At 72.3% G+C, this 14167-nt stretch carries 14 protein-coding genes; 6 read left to right on the top strand and 8 right to left on the bottom strand.

What is annotated here, in order from left to right:
* Window positions 1-6 precede the first annotated feature (6 nt).
* Both OG254_RS15730 and OG254_RS15725 read right to left on the bottom strand, forming a co-directional pair.
* Entirely contained in the window at window positions 7-1161 is a 1155-nt protein-coding gene (locus tag OG254_RS15730) for a glycosyltransferase family 4 protein (RefSeq protein ID WP_405582086.1), read from the bottom strand.
* 218 nt (window positions 1162-1379) lie between these two features.
* Window positions 1380-2366, bottom strand: a complete 987-nt coding sequence (locus OG254_RS15725; RefSeq protein ID WP_405582083.1) for a DUF3068 domain-containing protein — start codon at window positions 2364-2366, stop codon at window positions 1380-1382.
* Window positions 2367-2604: 238 nt separating this feature from the next.
* Here OG254_RS15725 and OG254_RS15720 point away from each other — a divergent pair, with 238 nt between their 5' ends.
* The 3 genes from OG254_RS15720 to OG254_RS15710 all read left to right on the top strand — a co-directional run bounded on the left by OG254_RS15720 (window position 2605) and on the right by OG254_RS15710 (window position 4337).
* Window positions 2605-2757: a hypothetical protein gene (locus tag OG254_RS15720; protein ID WP_405582080.1), complete on the top strand. Its 153-nt coding sequence runs from the start codon at window positions 2605-2607 to the stop codon at window positions 2755-2757.
* 2 nt (window positions 2758-2759) lie between these two features.
* Complete coding sequence (locus tag OG254_RS15715; RefSeq protein WP_405582077.1) at window positions 2760-4007, top strand: PucR family transcriptional regulator; 1248 nt, start codon at window positions 2760-2762, stop codon at window positions 4005-4007.
* A 66-nt stretch (window positions 4008-4073) separates the two neighbouring features.
* Window positions 4074-4337 carry a hypothetical protein gene (locus OG254_RS15710; RefSeq protein WP_405582074.1) on the top strand — a complete coding sequence of 88 codons (264 nt, stop codon included), beginning with the start codon at window positions 4074-4076 and terminating at the stop codon, window positions 4335-4337.
* Window positions 4338-4344: 7 nt separating this feature from the next.
* On the opposite strand, the gene OG254_RS15705 is transcribed toward OG254_RS15710, so the two are convergent.
* A complete protein-coding gene (locus tag OG254_RS15705) occupies window positions 4345-4929 on the bottom strand; it encodes a DUF2269 domain-containing protein (protein WP_405582071.1) in 585 nt (194 codons plus the stop codon).
* 176 nt (window positions 4930-5105) lie between these two features.
* On the opposite strand from OG254_RS15705, the gene OG254_RS15700 reads away from it, so the two are divergent.
* Window positions 5106-5582 carry a hypothetical protein gene (locus OG254_RS15700; protein WP_405582068.1) on the top strand — a complete coding sequence of 159 codons (477 nt, stop codon included), beginning with the start codon at window positions 5106-5108 and terminating at the stop codon, window positions 5580-5582.
* Between the two features lie 12 nt (window positions 5583-5594).
* On the opposite strand, the gene OG254_RS15695 is transcribed toward OG254_RS15700, so the two are convergent.
* Entirely contained in the window at window positions 5595-7661 is a 2067-nt protein-coding gene (locus tag OG254_RS15695) for a TerD family protein (RefSeq protein WP_405595011.1), read from the bottom strand.
* A gap of 262 nt (window positions 7662-7923) precedes the next feature.
* Between OG254_RS15695 and OG254_RS15690 the strand changes: the two genes are divergently transcribed.
* Both OG254_RS15690 and OG254_RS15685 read left to right on the top strand, forming a co-directional pair.
* Window positions 7924-8697 (top strand): IclR family transcriptional regulator, encoded by a 774-nt coding sequence (locus OG254_RS15690; RefSeq protein WP_147998857.1) that lies wholly within the window; start codon window positions 7924-7926, stop codon window positions 8695-8697.
* Window positions 8694-9542: an SMP-30/gluconolactonase/LRE family protein gene (locus OG254_RS15685; protein ID WP_405582065.1), complete on the top strand. Its 849-nt coding sequence runs from the start codon at window positions 8694-8696 to the stop codon at window positions 9540-9542. Before OG254_RS15690 ends, OG254_RS15685 begins: the two co-directional genes overlap by 4 nt.
* A 38-nt stretch (window positions 9543-9580) precedes the next feature.
* Here OG254_RS15685 and OG254_RS15680 read toward each other — a convergent pair whose 3' ends face one another.
* The 4 genes from OG254_RS15680 to OG254_RS15665 all read right to left on the bottom strand — a co-directional run bounded on the left by OG254_RS15680 (window position 9581) and on the right by OG254_RS15665 (window position 14072).
* The gene (locus OG254_RS15680; protein WP_405582062.1) at window positions 9581-10981 is read right to left on the bottom strand and encodes an NAD(P)/FAD-dependent oxidoreductase; all 1401 of its coding nucleotides are present in this window, start codon (window positions 10979-10981) and stop codon (window positions 9581-9583) included.
* 177 nt (window positions 10982-11158) lie between these two features.
* Entirely contained in the window at window positions 11159-12343 is a 1185-nt protein-coding gene (locus tag OG254_RS15675) for an MAB_1171c family putative transporter (protein ID WP_351187876.1), read from the bottom strand.
* A complete protein-coding gene (locus OG254_RS15670; protein WP_405582059.1) occupies window positions 12340-13575 on the bottom strand; it encodes an MAB_1171c family putative transporter in 1236 nt (411 codons plus the stop codon). The genes OG254_RS15675 and OG254_RS15670 overlap by 4 nt, the downstream gene beginning before the upstream one ends.
* Window positions 13572-14072, bottom strand: coding sequence for a toxin (locus OG254_RS15665; RefSeq protein ID WP_351187872.1), 501 nt, complete (start codon window positions 14070-14072; stop codon window positions 13572-13574). The genes OG254_RS15670 and OG254_RS15665 overlap by 4 nt, the downstream gene beginning before the upstream one ends.
* Window positions 14073-14167 lie beyond the last annotated feature (95 nt).

Raw genomic sequence — 14167 nt, 5'->3', positions numbered from 1 at the left:
TAGGCGTCACGGCGCCCCGCCCCACCGCACGGCCTCCGAGGCAACGGCAAGGAACTGCCTCACTGTCCGATCCCAGCGATAGCGTGCGGCCCGATCCCGAGCCGCCTTGCCCATCAGCTCCCGGCGATGTCCCGACAGGGCAAGCGTGCACCAGGCCGCAGCGAACGACGACTCCCCCTGCGCGAGCACCCCGGTCTCCCCGTCCATGACGGAATCCCGCAGTCCGGGCACATCGAAGGCGACGGTCGGCGTCTGACGGGCCGCGGCCTCGGTGACGACCAGCCCCCACCCTTCGATCGCGGACGGATGGAGCAACAGCCACGCCGCACACAACAGCCGATGCTTCTCCGCCTCGGAGACGTGCCCCGTGAACTCGACGCCGGGACCGGCGAGCGCCTCCAACCTGCCACGCTCGGGCCCGTCCCCGACGATGAGAAGCCGGCCGCCGGTGACCGGCCGCACCCGCTCCCACAACCGCAGCAGCAGATCGATCCGCTTGTACTCGACGAGCCGCCCGACGGCCACGAACAGCGGCTCCGGGGAGCGGTCGCCCAGAGGCCCGGGCTCTTCGACTCCGTTGTGCACGACCCGGATCCGTTCCCGCTCGACCCCGATCGCCCGCAGCGCGTGCGCGGTCGAGGGGGACACCGCGACGAGCAGGTTCCGCTGCTGCGCACCGGTCAGCGCCCAGTGCTCCAGTCTTCGCCCGAGCCGCGCGGCCGGCGCCAGCGGCCCGCCGAACCGCATCTGCCACAGATCGGTATGCACATGGTTGACGAGGCACAACGTGGGTCCGCGATGCCAGAGGGGGGCGAAGTACGGCATCCCGTTGCAGACCTCGACCAGCAGATCGCAGTCGCCGACCTGACGGGCGAAGGCGGATCTGGCGCGCAGGTAGTGGCCGTAGGAGCCGCCCGCGGAGACGACCCGGTAGTCGCGGTAGGCCGCGGGGCCACCGCACAGCAGGGTGACCTGGTGGCCGAGCCGGGTGAGGCCGTCGGCGAGACGGTCGACCAGCAGCTCGGAGCCGCCGGCGGACCGGTTGCCCAGGTCACGATGGGCGAGAAAAACGATTCGGCGCGGAGGTGGGGGGTGCGCCGGAGGGTGCTGCGACGCCCAGGGGAGAGGGGCATGCAGCGGGGAGGGCACGTGCTGGGGCATAGGTGCTCCAACTCGTCTCAGGGTGCGGAACTCAGTGTGGGGGAGGGAGGGTTTGGGTTCCTGTGGGGGGATTCGAAGGTCCTAGGGCGCTTTACGGTCGTTGTGCGTGGGGTGTGGACAGGCTGTGTCCGGGTGGGGTTGGACAGTTTTCGCCCACCCGTTCGCCAGGGCTACTCACCGGCGTGACAATTTCCGGCTTTATTAGAGCTGACGTCACGTCACATTGTGAGCGAGGGCTGGGGCATCTCGACCGTTCCAGGGGATTCCGGCTGCTTCCGCCCTCGTACCACCAAAACCACCCCCACCACCGCAAGCGCGAATCCCGCCCCGGCCGCCCCGATGGGCAACGTCGTGCCCACCAGCCGCAGTTGATCGGTGTCCTGCCGGGCCTGCCGCACGGCCTCCTTCTGGGTGGCCGTGGTGAACGCGATCTTCTCGCTGTCCAGCAGCACCGCGGCGTCCTTCTCGACGTCCGGCGCCCGCAGGGTGCGGCGCGGCCCGGTCTGGGCGTAGATCACCCGGCCGGTGCGCTGGTCCACGACCAGCCGGAACCCGTGGTTGGAGTACCACTCCTCGGCCAGCACCTGCGGCCGGTTCGGCTGGTCGACGATGCTGCCCGGGACCAGCCGGGTGCCGACCTTGCGGGGCGCGACCGTGGCGGTGAACCGGTAGCCCGTGTAGCCCTGGATCTTCTCGGTGCCGTCATAGCGCATGGTGACCGTCGTGCCGCCGGTGTTGTCCCACCACTGGTAGGAGCGTTTCTGCACGTCGAAGGGGAACTTCAGATAGGCCTCGCCCTCGATGTACGGCTTCTCGCCGCAGCAGTGCACCGGCCTGGTCGTCGTACGGTCCATCACCCAGCGGTGCGGGGTGTAGTCCAGCGCGTCGTGCGGGTCCGCGGCCGGCAGCGACTTGTCGGTGTCGACGGTGGTGATCACGTCCCAGACGGCGTCGCCGCCGCGCTCGCTCGCCGCCACGTCGCCGCGCACCCGCTGGGTGACGGTGATCGTCCGGTCCGGCACAGTCTCGATCTTCTCGGTGTCGAAGACACTTCCGGTGCCCTTGTACACCGCGGTGGTGTCGATGTCGATGGGGTTCACGGCGGCGCGCGGGGTGACGTACCAGGCCAGCATCGGCGCCAGTACCAGCAGAAACGTGCCGAGGCCCAGCAGGATCAATGAGACAGGTGAGGCTGTACGGCGCATCCGGCACTCCTGGGGGGTTGACGCATGGTCGATGCACGGTCGTTGCCTGGCCGTTCTTGGGCCGGGAACCGTAGGCGTCCATTGACGGAGTGTCAATGTCTTGACGGGCTGTCACAGCTTGTCGAGACTGGGCCGACAGGCAGGGGTCGGGCTGGCGACACCGGGGTGGGGACGACCTCCGGGACTTCCGGGACTTCCGGGACCTTCGGGACCTTCGGACAGGAAGGCTGACCCTGCGATGTCCAGACTGCTCGCCGCCGCGCTGACCGTCGCGCTCGCCGCCGTAACTGCGGTGGGTGCCGCGCTCGGTGTCGTCGCGCTGCTGGAAGCGACCCCCGACCAGCCGAACACGCCCTTGATCACCTACGAGCAAGCGGGCCAGGGGAGTTGACCGTGGCCGCGACCCGCTCGACGGCCGCACCCGCCGCCGCGACCCGCTCGGCCTGGCGTGACGTACCCCGCTTCCAGGTCCGTCGGTTCGCGGAGCTGGTCATGGCGGACGCGCCCGCCCTCGCCGAGCAGATCCTGCGCGAGATCCAGCGCGAGTACCCGCATCTGCCGGTCGTCCTCGACGAGTCGGGCGAGCCGATGGCCCTGGTCGGCATCCGGCGCGCCATCGAGGTCTTCGTGCAGCACCTGGAGACCTCGGAGGGCCGCCCGACCGTCCCGCCCGGCGTCTTCCAGGATTTCGGCCGCGGCGAGGGCCTCAACGGCAGATCGCTCGACTCGCTCCAGGCGATCTACCGGATGGGCGTACGACTGGCCTGGCGCCGCTTCGCCGAGATCGGCCAGCGCGTCGAGATTCCGCCGCCCGCGATGTACGAGCTGGTGGACGCGGGTTACGAGTATCTCGACGGCCTCGTCGACCAGTCGGTGCGCGGTTACGCCGAGGCGGCGGCGCGCCAGGCGGGCGAGCGGCTGCGCCTGCAGCGCCGGCTGATGGAGCTGCTGCTGGCCGAGCACCACCGCGGCGATCCGGCGGACGCCCTCACGGAGCGGGCGGCCCGGATCGGCTGGCCGCTGCCGGAGAAGGTCGCGGTCGGTGTGCTGCTGCGGCCGGCGCGGGAGGCGGTGGCACCTGCCGTGGGGCAGGGGGTGCTGCTGGACCTGGAGTACGAGCAGCCGCGCATGGTCGTCCCCGAACCGGACGCCGCCGGCCGCCCCGAACTCCTGCACCGGGCCCTGTGCGGCTGGTCCGGGGCGATCGGCCCGCCGGTCCCCCTGTCCGACGCGGCGAAGTCGCTGCGCTGGGCCGAGGCCGCCGTACGCCTGATGGAACGGCGGCTGCTGCCGGCCGGTGAGGTCCTGTACTGCACCGAGCACACGGAGGCGCTGGTGCTGCTCCAGCCCGAGGAGCTCATCGACGACCTGGCGGTGCGGTGTCTGGCGCCGCTGGAGACTTGCGGGCCCACGCACGCGCGGCGGCTGGCGGAGACGTTGCTGGCGTGGCTGGAGACCAGGGGCGGGGCGCCGGAGGTGGCGGCGCGGCTCGGCGTGCACCCCCAGACGGTCCGGTACCGCCTCCGTCAGATCCGTGAACTGTGGGGCGACGAGATGGACGACCCGGACCGCCGCTTCGAGCTCGAACTGGTGCTGCGGGCACAGCGGTTGAAGGGAGCGCTGGGCGCGACGCGCCGCTAGTGCGTGGGGGGTTGCCGGGTGCCGGGGCCACTTGTGCGTGACGGCCGATGCGCGCATCGTGGCCGTATGCCCGCGAACCCGGAGTTACACATCTGGCTCCAGCCCGTGAAGGGCGAACCCCTGACCGTGCGCACCGGCGACTTCGCGACCCTGGACTCCGCGGTCGTGGCCCTCAACGAGGCCCTGGACGACGGCCGTACCCTCCGCTTCGAACTGACCGCACCGGACGACGCCGAGAACGGCTTCGCGCTGATCAACTTCGCCCATGTGGCGGCGGTGAAGGTGTGGCCGGGGGCGGGGAAGGGGGCGGACGGCGGGCAGTACCTGTAGGGGCCGGTCAGGCCGCCGGACGGGCCGGCTCGGTGTGGTCGACCGGCCGGCGGGTGGACGCGGCGCGCAGCCTCCGCCCCCGCCTGGTCAGCCCCCAGGGCTTGAGGACGGAGATCACCGTCATGAAGACGTACGCCGACAGGGACACGATCGGCCCGAACAGGACGTCACCGGCGTCCGGCAGCGGCCCGCCCGCGGCGACGGCGGCGACCGCGGAGTTCACGCCCGGGCGCAGGGCGAAGACCGTCGCGGTGGTCGTGGCGAGGGTCAGCCAGAACTTGACGTAGACCCACCGGTGCCGCGCCAGCCCCCACTGCGTGCCCAGGGACAGCACCAGCCCGCTCACCAGCGTGAGGAACGCGACGGGCAGCAGCAGCCAGTCGGCGAACAGCTTCATGGCCCGCACCGACGCCTCCACGGTCACCGCGGACCCGGTGCCGCCCGCGGTGATCCCGAGCGCGAGCAGCCCGAGCGTGAGCCCGACCCAGCTCGCGGAGGCGACGACATGGACGACGATGGCGGTCCGGCGGGCGGGCCGGCTCAGCCGCTTGGCCGAGGCGGACGACGTGTTCTCCGAGGGCGTGGAAGGCATGGACATCACGGTGCCGGTCATGGGCGGCGAGCACGTCTGACAGCGGGAGTAACCGCGCGTACTGAGGTCGGCGTACCCGCCACGCCCCCGCCTGCTCCGCGAGCCGGGGCAGGACCGATGACTTCCGGCCCCGCCCCCGGTCATCACCACCGACCCCGCAGCAGGAGGAACCCCCGATGCGCCAACCGACACCCCACCCCGCCCTGCGCCGACTGGACGTCATGGTCGGCGAGTGGGACCTGTGGGCCGCCGGCCGTACCGTCGGCCCGATCCGGACGGAGTTCGCCTGGACGGAGGGCGGCGCCTTCCTCGCCCAGCGCGCGGACATCGGCCCCGACACCGCCCTCCCCGGCGCCTGGGGCCCGAACGCCCCCTTCCCGACCCTCGCCCTGATCGGCTACGACGACACGTCCGACGAGTTCACCGTCCTGTACGCCGACGGCCGCGCCGTCGCCCGCGTCTACCAGGCCACCATGACCGGCCGCACCTGGCACCAGTGGCGCGCGGCCCCCGGCTTCCACCAACGCCTCACCGTCACCGTCAGCCCCGACGGCAACACCATCGACGGCAGCTGGGAACAGTCCCCGGACGGGGAGCGGTGGACGACGGACTTCGACGTGACGTACGTCAGGGCCGGGAAGCCGCGCGACTGAAGCGGTACGGCGTCACCCCGCGCCGGCGGTCTCCTTCGCCGCCGCCGTTCGGCGCGGTGCGGGTCGGTCCAGGTGCACCACCACCGTCGTATAGAAGCGGTGCACCGCGTCGTCCACGCTGCGGATGAACCCGGACTCGGCGTTACCGCGGGTGCTGCCCATGCCCTTGAAGAGGGAGAGCCGGAAGCCGGTGATCCGGGTGGCGCCCTTCGGCAAGAGGTCCGCCGGTTCCGGACGCAGCCGCTCCAGCGTGCCCCGGGGGCCGCCCGTCGCTCCTTCCACGAGGGTTTCGACGTGCAGGTCGGCCGGTGCCTCGGCGAGGCGGCGGACCAGACGCTTGGCCCAGGTCAGGGGATAGCCCTGCTCGGGTGCGGGGATCTCGACGGACGTGCGCAGCTTGCCGGTACGCAGATCGGCACCGATCGTCAGCAGGCCCGGGGCCTGTTCCACACGAAGCTCCGCCTGGAGCCGTCCTTCGTGACACAGCTGGTCGGCCTGCTGAATTCGGCGGGCTCCGGGATCGGTGCCACGCCTGGCGCGCTGTGCGGGCAGCACCTTCAGCCCCAGGTCGCCGCCGAGCCGCAGACACACCTGCCGGATGAGCCGCTCCCAGTTCTCGACCACTTCCAGGGCCCGCGGTTCGCCCTGGCACAGGGTCTCGTCGCTGATGCCGTTGCGCACCGGCACCCACGCCGAGCCCATGCTCTGGAAGCCGTGGCAGCCGGAGTTCTCGTGCTGGAGATAGTGGAGCAGTTCCTGGAGCAGCCAGGTCCGCGCCGCGTTGCCGACTCCCTCGTGCTGGATCAACAGCTGTGCCTGATGCGCCACTTCGGCCCACGACAGGTGCCAGATCGCCACCTTGTGCTTGCGCCGCCGGTCGATCTTGACGTCGACCAGTGGGCTGCCCTCAAGCGCCACGTCGTTGGACACCGTGATCACGGCCTCGTAGCCGCGCCGGGCGGCGATGTCCATGTAGGCCTGCACCTGGTCGGCCTTGAGTGCGTTGCCGTTGGTCTTGGTCTCGACGAGCGCCGTCCACAGCTTGCCGGCCCGCTCGATACGGATCACTCCGTCGGGGCGACGTGGTGTGTCGCCGTAGGGCAGGGAGACCTCGGTGAACGTCTCCATGCGGCCGGACGGCGCCCCGAACGCGGCGGTGAGCCGCCTGCCGAACCGCGGTACCTGGGCCATGACCGACAACAGCACCGAGGTCGCGCGCATCTCCCTGTCCCGGTCGCTCTTGAGCGCCGACACGGGAAACAGCCGGGCCGACTTCCAGGAGTCGTTCTCGGCCAGCGACTTCGGAGGCGCGCCGGGCAGCGTGACCTTCTTCTTCGCCGTCCGCGGCCGCGTGTCCGCCGTCGCCGTCTGCTTCGCCGGCTCCCCCTCGGTGACGTCCGGCGGCCGAGGGGCCGGAATCGCCTCCAGGGTTGCCGCCGCCATGGCCGGAGCCACGGGGTCCGGTTGCCCGGTGCTGTTGACCGGGTCGGCCGCTTCCGCCGCCTCCACCCCGGACGCGGCCTCCGCCTCCACCTCCGCGGCGTCGTCGTCGATGTCGACGCCGAAGTCCGTGGCGAGACCGGCCAGGCCGCTGTCGTAGCCCTGCCCGACGGCACGGAACTTCCAGTCCTCCCCGCGCCGGTACAGCTCCCCGAAGATGATCGCGCTCACCGCGTCGACGTCGGCGATGGCGAACCTCAGGAGGCTCTCGCCGGCCGCGTCGGCCAGCCTCACCTGCACGTTCTCCAGCTCGCCGAAGCGGGCTTCGCCGTACCGGCTCGCGGCCACGACGATCCGCTCGACCCCGGGCGGGACCGCCGTGAGGTCGAAGCAGATGCGGTCCTCGTTGCCGTCTTCGGTCGGCGTCTTCCCCAGAAGCTGCACACTGCCGTCGGCGGCCACGGGGTTGTTGTAGAAGTAGAAATCCCCGTCGCTGCGGACTTTGCCCTTGTCGTCCAGCAGCAGGACGGACACGTCGGCGTCGCCCTCACCGGTCGGGCTGACCCAGCCCAGGCTGACGATCACCGTGCCGACGTCTTCGCTCAGGGCCGGCAGCGCCACATTCGAGCCCTTGATCATTTCACGCACAGAAAACCCCTCAAATCGCTCACCCGGGGGCATGCGTCAGCGATCCCCCAGGCGCCTCCCCGTGCGGCAGATGTGACGTGCCGCACACGGGTAAACGGTACTGGCCATCTATCGCTTACGAGGAGCTTTCGGGCTGGTCCCCGCACGGCCATTGCCCGGGGAAAAGGACTTTGAGTAGCCTGTGTTCGTTATCCCGATCGGCTGTTGAAATATCGAACGCAGCCTGACTGACACCCAAGGGAAGGGGCCGGACGTGGGACGCCTCGTACCAGCCGTGACGCGGGCTCTCGACATTCTCGAGCTCTTCCTCGACGGGGACGGCACGCTGTCCGCCCCCGACATCGTGCGCAAGCTCCAGCTGCCGCGCACCACCGTGCACGAACTGGTCACCACGCTCGCAGCCCGGTCGTACATCGTCCAGGTTCCGGGTCAGCCGGGACGGTACCGCCTGGGCGTACGGCCGTACCAGCTCGGGAGCCGGTATGCCGAGCAGCTCGACCTCGCCGCCGAGGGGCAGCAGGTCGCGCGGTCCGTCGCCGAGACCTGCGACGAGACCGTGCACGTGGCCATCCTCGAGGGCACCGACGTCATCTACATCGCCAAGGTGGACTCGACGCACGCCGTGCGCATGGTGTCCGCCGCCGGACGCCGGCTGCCCGCCCACTGCACGTCCGTCGGCAAGATGCTGCTGGCCTCGCTTCCCGAGCCGGAGCTCAGCTCCCGTATCCCCGACGGGGCCGAGCTCGTCGCCATGACACCCAACAGCATCACCGAACCCGGCGCCCTGCGCGAGGCCCTCGCCGGGATCCGGCAGCGGGGGATCGCCGTCGAGAGCCGGGAGTCCAACCCGGACGTCAGCTGCGTGGCCGCACCCGTGCGGGACCGTACCGGGCAGGTCGTCGCCGCCCTCTCCATCTCCGTCCCCATGATCCGCTGGAGCGACGAGCGCCGCGCAGAGCTGGAGCAGCTCGCCGCCAAGGGCGCCGCCGAGCTGTCGGAGCGCCTCGGACACCGGAACGTGGCATGAGCGCGCAGTACGAGGTCGCGGTACTGGCGCAGGCCGAGCTCGGCGAGGGGCCCACCTGGGACGGGCGGAGCGGTCGGCTGCTGTGGATCGACATCCTCCGGTCGCGGGTCCACACCTTCGATCCCGTCTCCGGGCGCCGGTCCGTGCGAACCACCCCGCAGCACGTCGGCGCCGCCAAGCCCCGCGTCGGCGGCGGGCTCGTCCTCAACCTGCGCGACGGGGTGGGACTGCTCGATCCGGACGACACCTTCCGCTGGCTGCACCACGAAGCCGTCCCCGGCCGCCGCGCCAACGACGCCGCCGTCGCCCCCGACGGCTCCCTCTGGGCGGGCACCATGCGCTACGACGAGGCCCCCGGCGGCGGCACCCTCTCCCGGCTCACCGGCGACGGTGCGGTCGACGTCGTCCTGGACGACGTGGCGGTCAGCAACGGCACGGGCTGGAGCCCCGACGGCGGCCTCATGTACTACGTCGACTCGCCCACCCGGCGCGTCGACGTCTTCGACCACGCGGACGGGGGCGTCGTGGGCCGCCGGCCGTTCGTCGAGATCGAGGACGGCGCCGGCTTCCCCGACGGGCTGACCGTGGACGCCGACGGCTGCGTGTGGGTGGCCCTGTGGGACGGTGCGGCGGTGCGCCGCTATACGCCGAGCGGTGAGCTGGACCGCGTGATCGAGCTCCCGGTGCCCCGGGTGACGGCGTGCGCGTTCGCCGGGCCCGACCTGAGCGACCTGTACATCACGACGGCCCGCGTCGGACTGGCCGCGCCGCTCGCGCTGTCGGGCTCGCTGCTGGTCGTACCCGGCGCGGGGAAGGGGCTGGCCCAGCCCGCCTTCGCCGGCTGACGAGAGAGACGACCAACGGCTGCGGACGGTGGGGCGCGTCAGCTCGCCGTCCGGTCCAGCTCCCGCAGGATCTCCCGCTCCTCCTTCGTCAGCGGCGCCCCCACCGCCGCCGGCAACGGCGGGCCGCTCAGCGTCGCCAGCACCGTCGAGGGACGCAGCAGCCGCGTCGGCCCCGTCGTCATGCTCGTCACGTCCCACACCGCCGACGCCGCCGTGTACGAGCCGGTCGCCGTGCGGATCATGCGGCGGGTGTACGCGGTGAGCGCACGGTCCGCGAGCCCGGGCGAGCCGCCCCGCGTCTCCGGGAACCACACGTCCTGGCTCACCGCCATCGTCCACGCCGCCTCCACCGACCGGGCCGCCGCCCGCTGCACCCGCCGGGCGAGGCCCGCCCCGTCCAGGCCCGCGCGCCGCAGCTCCCCGCTCAGCACCTGCGCGCCCATCGCCGCCACCGACATGCCCTGCCCGTACGTCGGGTTGAAGGTGGCCAGCGCGTCGCCGAGGACGACGAAGCGCTCGGGCCAGTGCCGCGTCTTCTCCAGGTACCGCCGGTGGTTGCTGGTGCTGCGGCTGACATGGACGTCGGTGAGCGGTTCGGCGCCGGAGACCAGCCGGCCCACGATCGGGTCGGGCAGGTCGAGGGCGTACCGCAGGAAGGCCTCCGGGTCCGACGGCGGTTCACCGCCGCCCCGGGTGCCCGCGAGGCTCACCATCCAGCGGTCGCCCTCGATCGGCAGCATCATCCCGCTGCGGCCGGGCCGGCCCAGGTAGGGGTTGGCCTGCACGATGGTCAGGGGGAAGCGCTCGGCGCCCACGGGGGTGCGGTAGAGCCGGGTGGCGTTCACCAGACCGGCGTCCACCGCCTTCTCGCGGACGTCCGAAATGCCCAGCCCCGCCAGCCATCTGACGACCCGTGAGCCGCGTCCGCTCGCGTCCACCACGAAGTCGGCCGGGAGTTCCTCCGTACCGGCGGCGGTCGCCACGCGCACTCCGGTGACCCGCTGCCACGAGCCCGTCAGCTCCAGCGCCTGCGCCTTGCGTATCTCCACCCCGGTGTTGGCCAGCACCGCGACCCGTATCGCCCAGTCCAGCAGCGCCCGTGTGCTCGTCAGCATCTGCGGTCCGGGATGCCGCCAGCGCCGGAACCAGCCCTCGGGGGTGAGGGCGACCATGCCCGAGGCGAGCGGGACCTCGCGCGCTCCGGCGGCGAGCAGATGCTTGCGCATGCTCACGCCCGGCACCAGGTCCTCCATCGCGGCGAGGCCGCCGGCCATCAGCAGATGCGCGTGGCGTCCCTGCGGGAGGCCCTTGCGGTGCTCGGGCCCGTCGGGCAGCTCGTCCCGGTCGAGGACGACCACCTCGTCCGCGACGGTGGACAGGGCCGCCGCGGCGAGCATGCCCGCCAGTCCCGCACCGATGACGACAGCTCTACGCGACACTGCGACCCCTCGCACTCAGCGGCCACGAAGGCCGGTCAGCCGGGGCGCCTGGCGTGTCGACAGCGGTTCGGCAGCGCCCCGAAGGGGCGCGGGGAACTGCGCGACCAGCCACGGCGGCACGGCAGAGGACCGACGGCACTTCGTGGCACTCCCCTTCGCGGCGCCCCAGCGGAGCGCTCAGGCTCTCACCGTACCTTCACGCACCGTGCCCGCGGCAGCCGTTCCCCCCAGAGCCTGCGCCAACTCCACCAAACCGCCCGCACCGGACACCTCCGTGGCGTGCAGCCGGCAGGTACTCGGCGTCCTGAGCGGCTCCTCGCGGGCCGCCGCCCGACGGGCCGCGGCGGCGAGCATGGCGGCCTCCGCGGCGACGCGCGCCTCGTGCACGGGGCGGCCCTCGGCCAGGGCGGCCGACCGCGCCCGCTCGCGCACCCGGTCGTCGAAGTACGGCGCCAGCGCCAACAGGGCGTCATGGATGGCCACTTCACGCCAGTGCAGCCGCTCCGCGGGCGACTGCCACCAGGAGGACGCCGGCTTGGGAGCCGTGGACACGAACCCCACCCGCAGCCACAGCGGGTCCAGCCGCCGGTAGTCGCGCAGCCCGCGCCAGTGCCCCACGGCGGCCGGCAGCAGCCTCGGCAGCACGAACCCGGCGGAACAGAGCAGCGCGGCCAGCGCGGCCATCGGCGGGGCGACCTTGGTGGACAGGAAGTCCAGGTCGTGCCCCGTCCAACGGGCCACCACGGCCGTGTACTTGGTCAGCTGGAACCCCACCAGGTCCAGCAGCGCACCCAAGAAGATCAGCCACAGCCCGGCCCGCAGCAGCCCGGTGACCTCCCGGCCCCACCGCACGCACACCACCGACATCGCCACGATGGCCGCGCTGTGCCCGAGCAGATAGAGCACGATCATCTCGCGCATGCCGGGGGTGTTGGCGTAGTAGGTGTCGAGGTCGTTCAGCCGCTCCACCTGCGCGTCCGCCAGCGTGAACAGCACGACGACGGCCACGATCAGCGGGCCGTACACGGCGATGCTGCGCAGCACCAGCCGCCGCACCCGCTCCCGGGGCCCGCCCCGCCAGTTGATCAGCAGGATCAGTAGGGAGCAGCTGTACGCCGAGAGCAGCCCGTAGGTCAGCGGGGCGCCGAAGTTCGGGATCCCGGTGAGGTCGTTGACGGCGGCCAGGGTCATCGGCGCCGAACAGAGGAACACGACGGCGCCGAGGACGATGGCCACGCACGTGGACACGGTCAGCGGGTTGCGCAGGGCCGACGGCTTCCCCGGCGTCGTACGCGGGCGCCGCAGCAGCACGGCCGCGGACAGCGCGAGGACGGCGGCCGCCAGATAGACGACGAGACTCATACGGCCGAGCTCCGTTCCGCCGTCATCGCCCGCACCCCGGCCGTGGCCCGGCGTACGAGCGGCGAGGTGGCCAGCGCGTCCGCGATCCGCACGAGCGCGTCGGGACCGGGCGCCCGCTCCTGGAACCACTCCGACTCCCCGGCGTGCACCGGCCGCCGGACCCGCCCGGACGCCGGTCCGAGAGCCTTGCGCCCGCGCTCGTCCTGGTCCGCGAGACAGAGCCCGGCCGCCGCCGCGATCACCGCCGCCCAGGCTGTCGCGGCGGCCCGCTCGGCGTCGCCGGTCGTGCGCAGGGCGGCCTCGCGGGTCTCGTCGTACAACTCCCGGTCGACGTAGGCGTCCAGGTGGCTGAGCGCGTTGTGGATGCTGGTCTGGCGCCAGACCAGCCGGGTGGCGGGGGAGGACCAGCGCGGGCGCGGCAGGCGCAGCCGGCGCCGGGTGAGGATGTCGTCCAGTTCGCGCTCCAGGGGTGCGAGACGTACGTACGTCCGCCAGGCCCGCCGCCACTCGGCCAGCCGGGGCCCGGCCATCGGTATCAGGACGCCGGTGGCCGTCAGCAGGGCGCCGAGACCGGCGGCGGCCTGCGCGACGTCCGTGCCCAGCGCCGGCCAGTCCTGCCCGGACCAGCGGGCGGCCACGGCGACGAGCTTGGACATGCTGTACCCGGCACCGCACACGGCCCCGGCCCCCAGGGTGATCAGCCCCGCGCGCAGCGGACCGCGCACCTCGCGGGCCCAGCGCAGCGCCGAGAACGCGGTGACGGTGACGGCGGTGAGATGCCCGGCGAGATAGAGCAGGATCATCTCGCGCAGATACGGCGTCGTCGCGTAGTAGGTGTCCAGGTCCTCCCGGCGCTCCACCGGGGCGTCGCCCAGCAGGAACATCACCGCGATGCACAGCACCACACCGGCGTAGGCCAGGACCCAGCGGCGGGTGGTGCGGTGCACGCCGGGCCCGCCGCGCCACAGGGCGACCAGGATCTGGGAGGCGGCGCTGTACGCGGTGATCGCCGCGTACGTCAGCGGCGCTGCGAGGTTGGGGATCCCGCTGAGGCGGTTGACGCCGCCGACGGTGGGCGGGGCGCCGAGAAGGAAGCAGAGGCCGCCGAGGCCCAGCACCGCGCAGATGGTGAGCAGGTAGGGGTCGCGGCGATGGCGGATCAGGTCCGGCGACTTCACCACCAGGCCGAGCCACAGCACCGCGCAGCTGACGTAGCCGAGCAGGCCGTTCATCTCGTGGTCCCGCGGTAGTTGAGCGCGGCCCCGATGCGTCCGGCGAGGTCCTCGCCGTCGGCGCCGGCCGCGAACACGGAGTCCGCCGAGGCCTCCAGCCAGGTGCGCAGCCGACGGCCCATCAGCATGCCGAAGCGGTCCGCCTCCTGCTCGTCGGCGAGGGTGAAGTCGGTGCGCGCGGCGGCGGGTTGCGTGCCGGACGCGGTGCCGCACCGCTGGTGCATGTGCCACACCTCATGGCAGAAGATCACGATCTGGTGCCATACGGCGGCCCGCTTGTCGACGATGACGTCGTCGTGCGTCTCGCGCTCCAGCCACAGCCCGCTCGCGGTGTGCGGCGGAAACACCGCACGGTGGACGACGATCGGACGTCCGCGCCACTGGACGGCCGAGTCCACCACCGCCTGGAACAGGGTCTCCGCGTCCGCGGGGACGGGCACGCGCATGGGGCCGATGAGGGCGTCGGCGAGACGACGCATCTCCCTGTTCGTACGCACGGTTCTCCCCGTGGCTGCTGGACGTTCGACCCTGTGCAATATGCCAAGCCCCACGTCGCCTCAGCCACCTCCAGCACCGGCGGTCGGCCAGGGAT

This window comes from Streptomyces sp. NBC_01092, assembly GCF_045039535.1.
GTDB lineage: Bacteria > Actinomycetota > Actinomycetes > Streptomycetales > Streptomycetaceae > Streptomyces.
The sequence above is the reverse complement of the archived record's forward strand: the minus strand, read 5'-3'. Positions and strand labels throughout refer to the sequence as shown.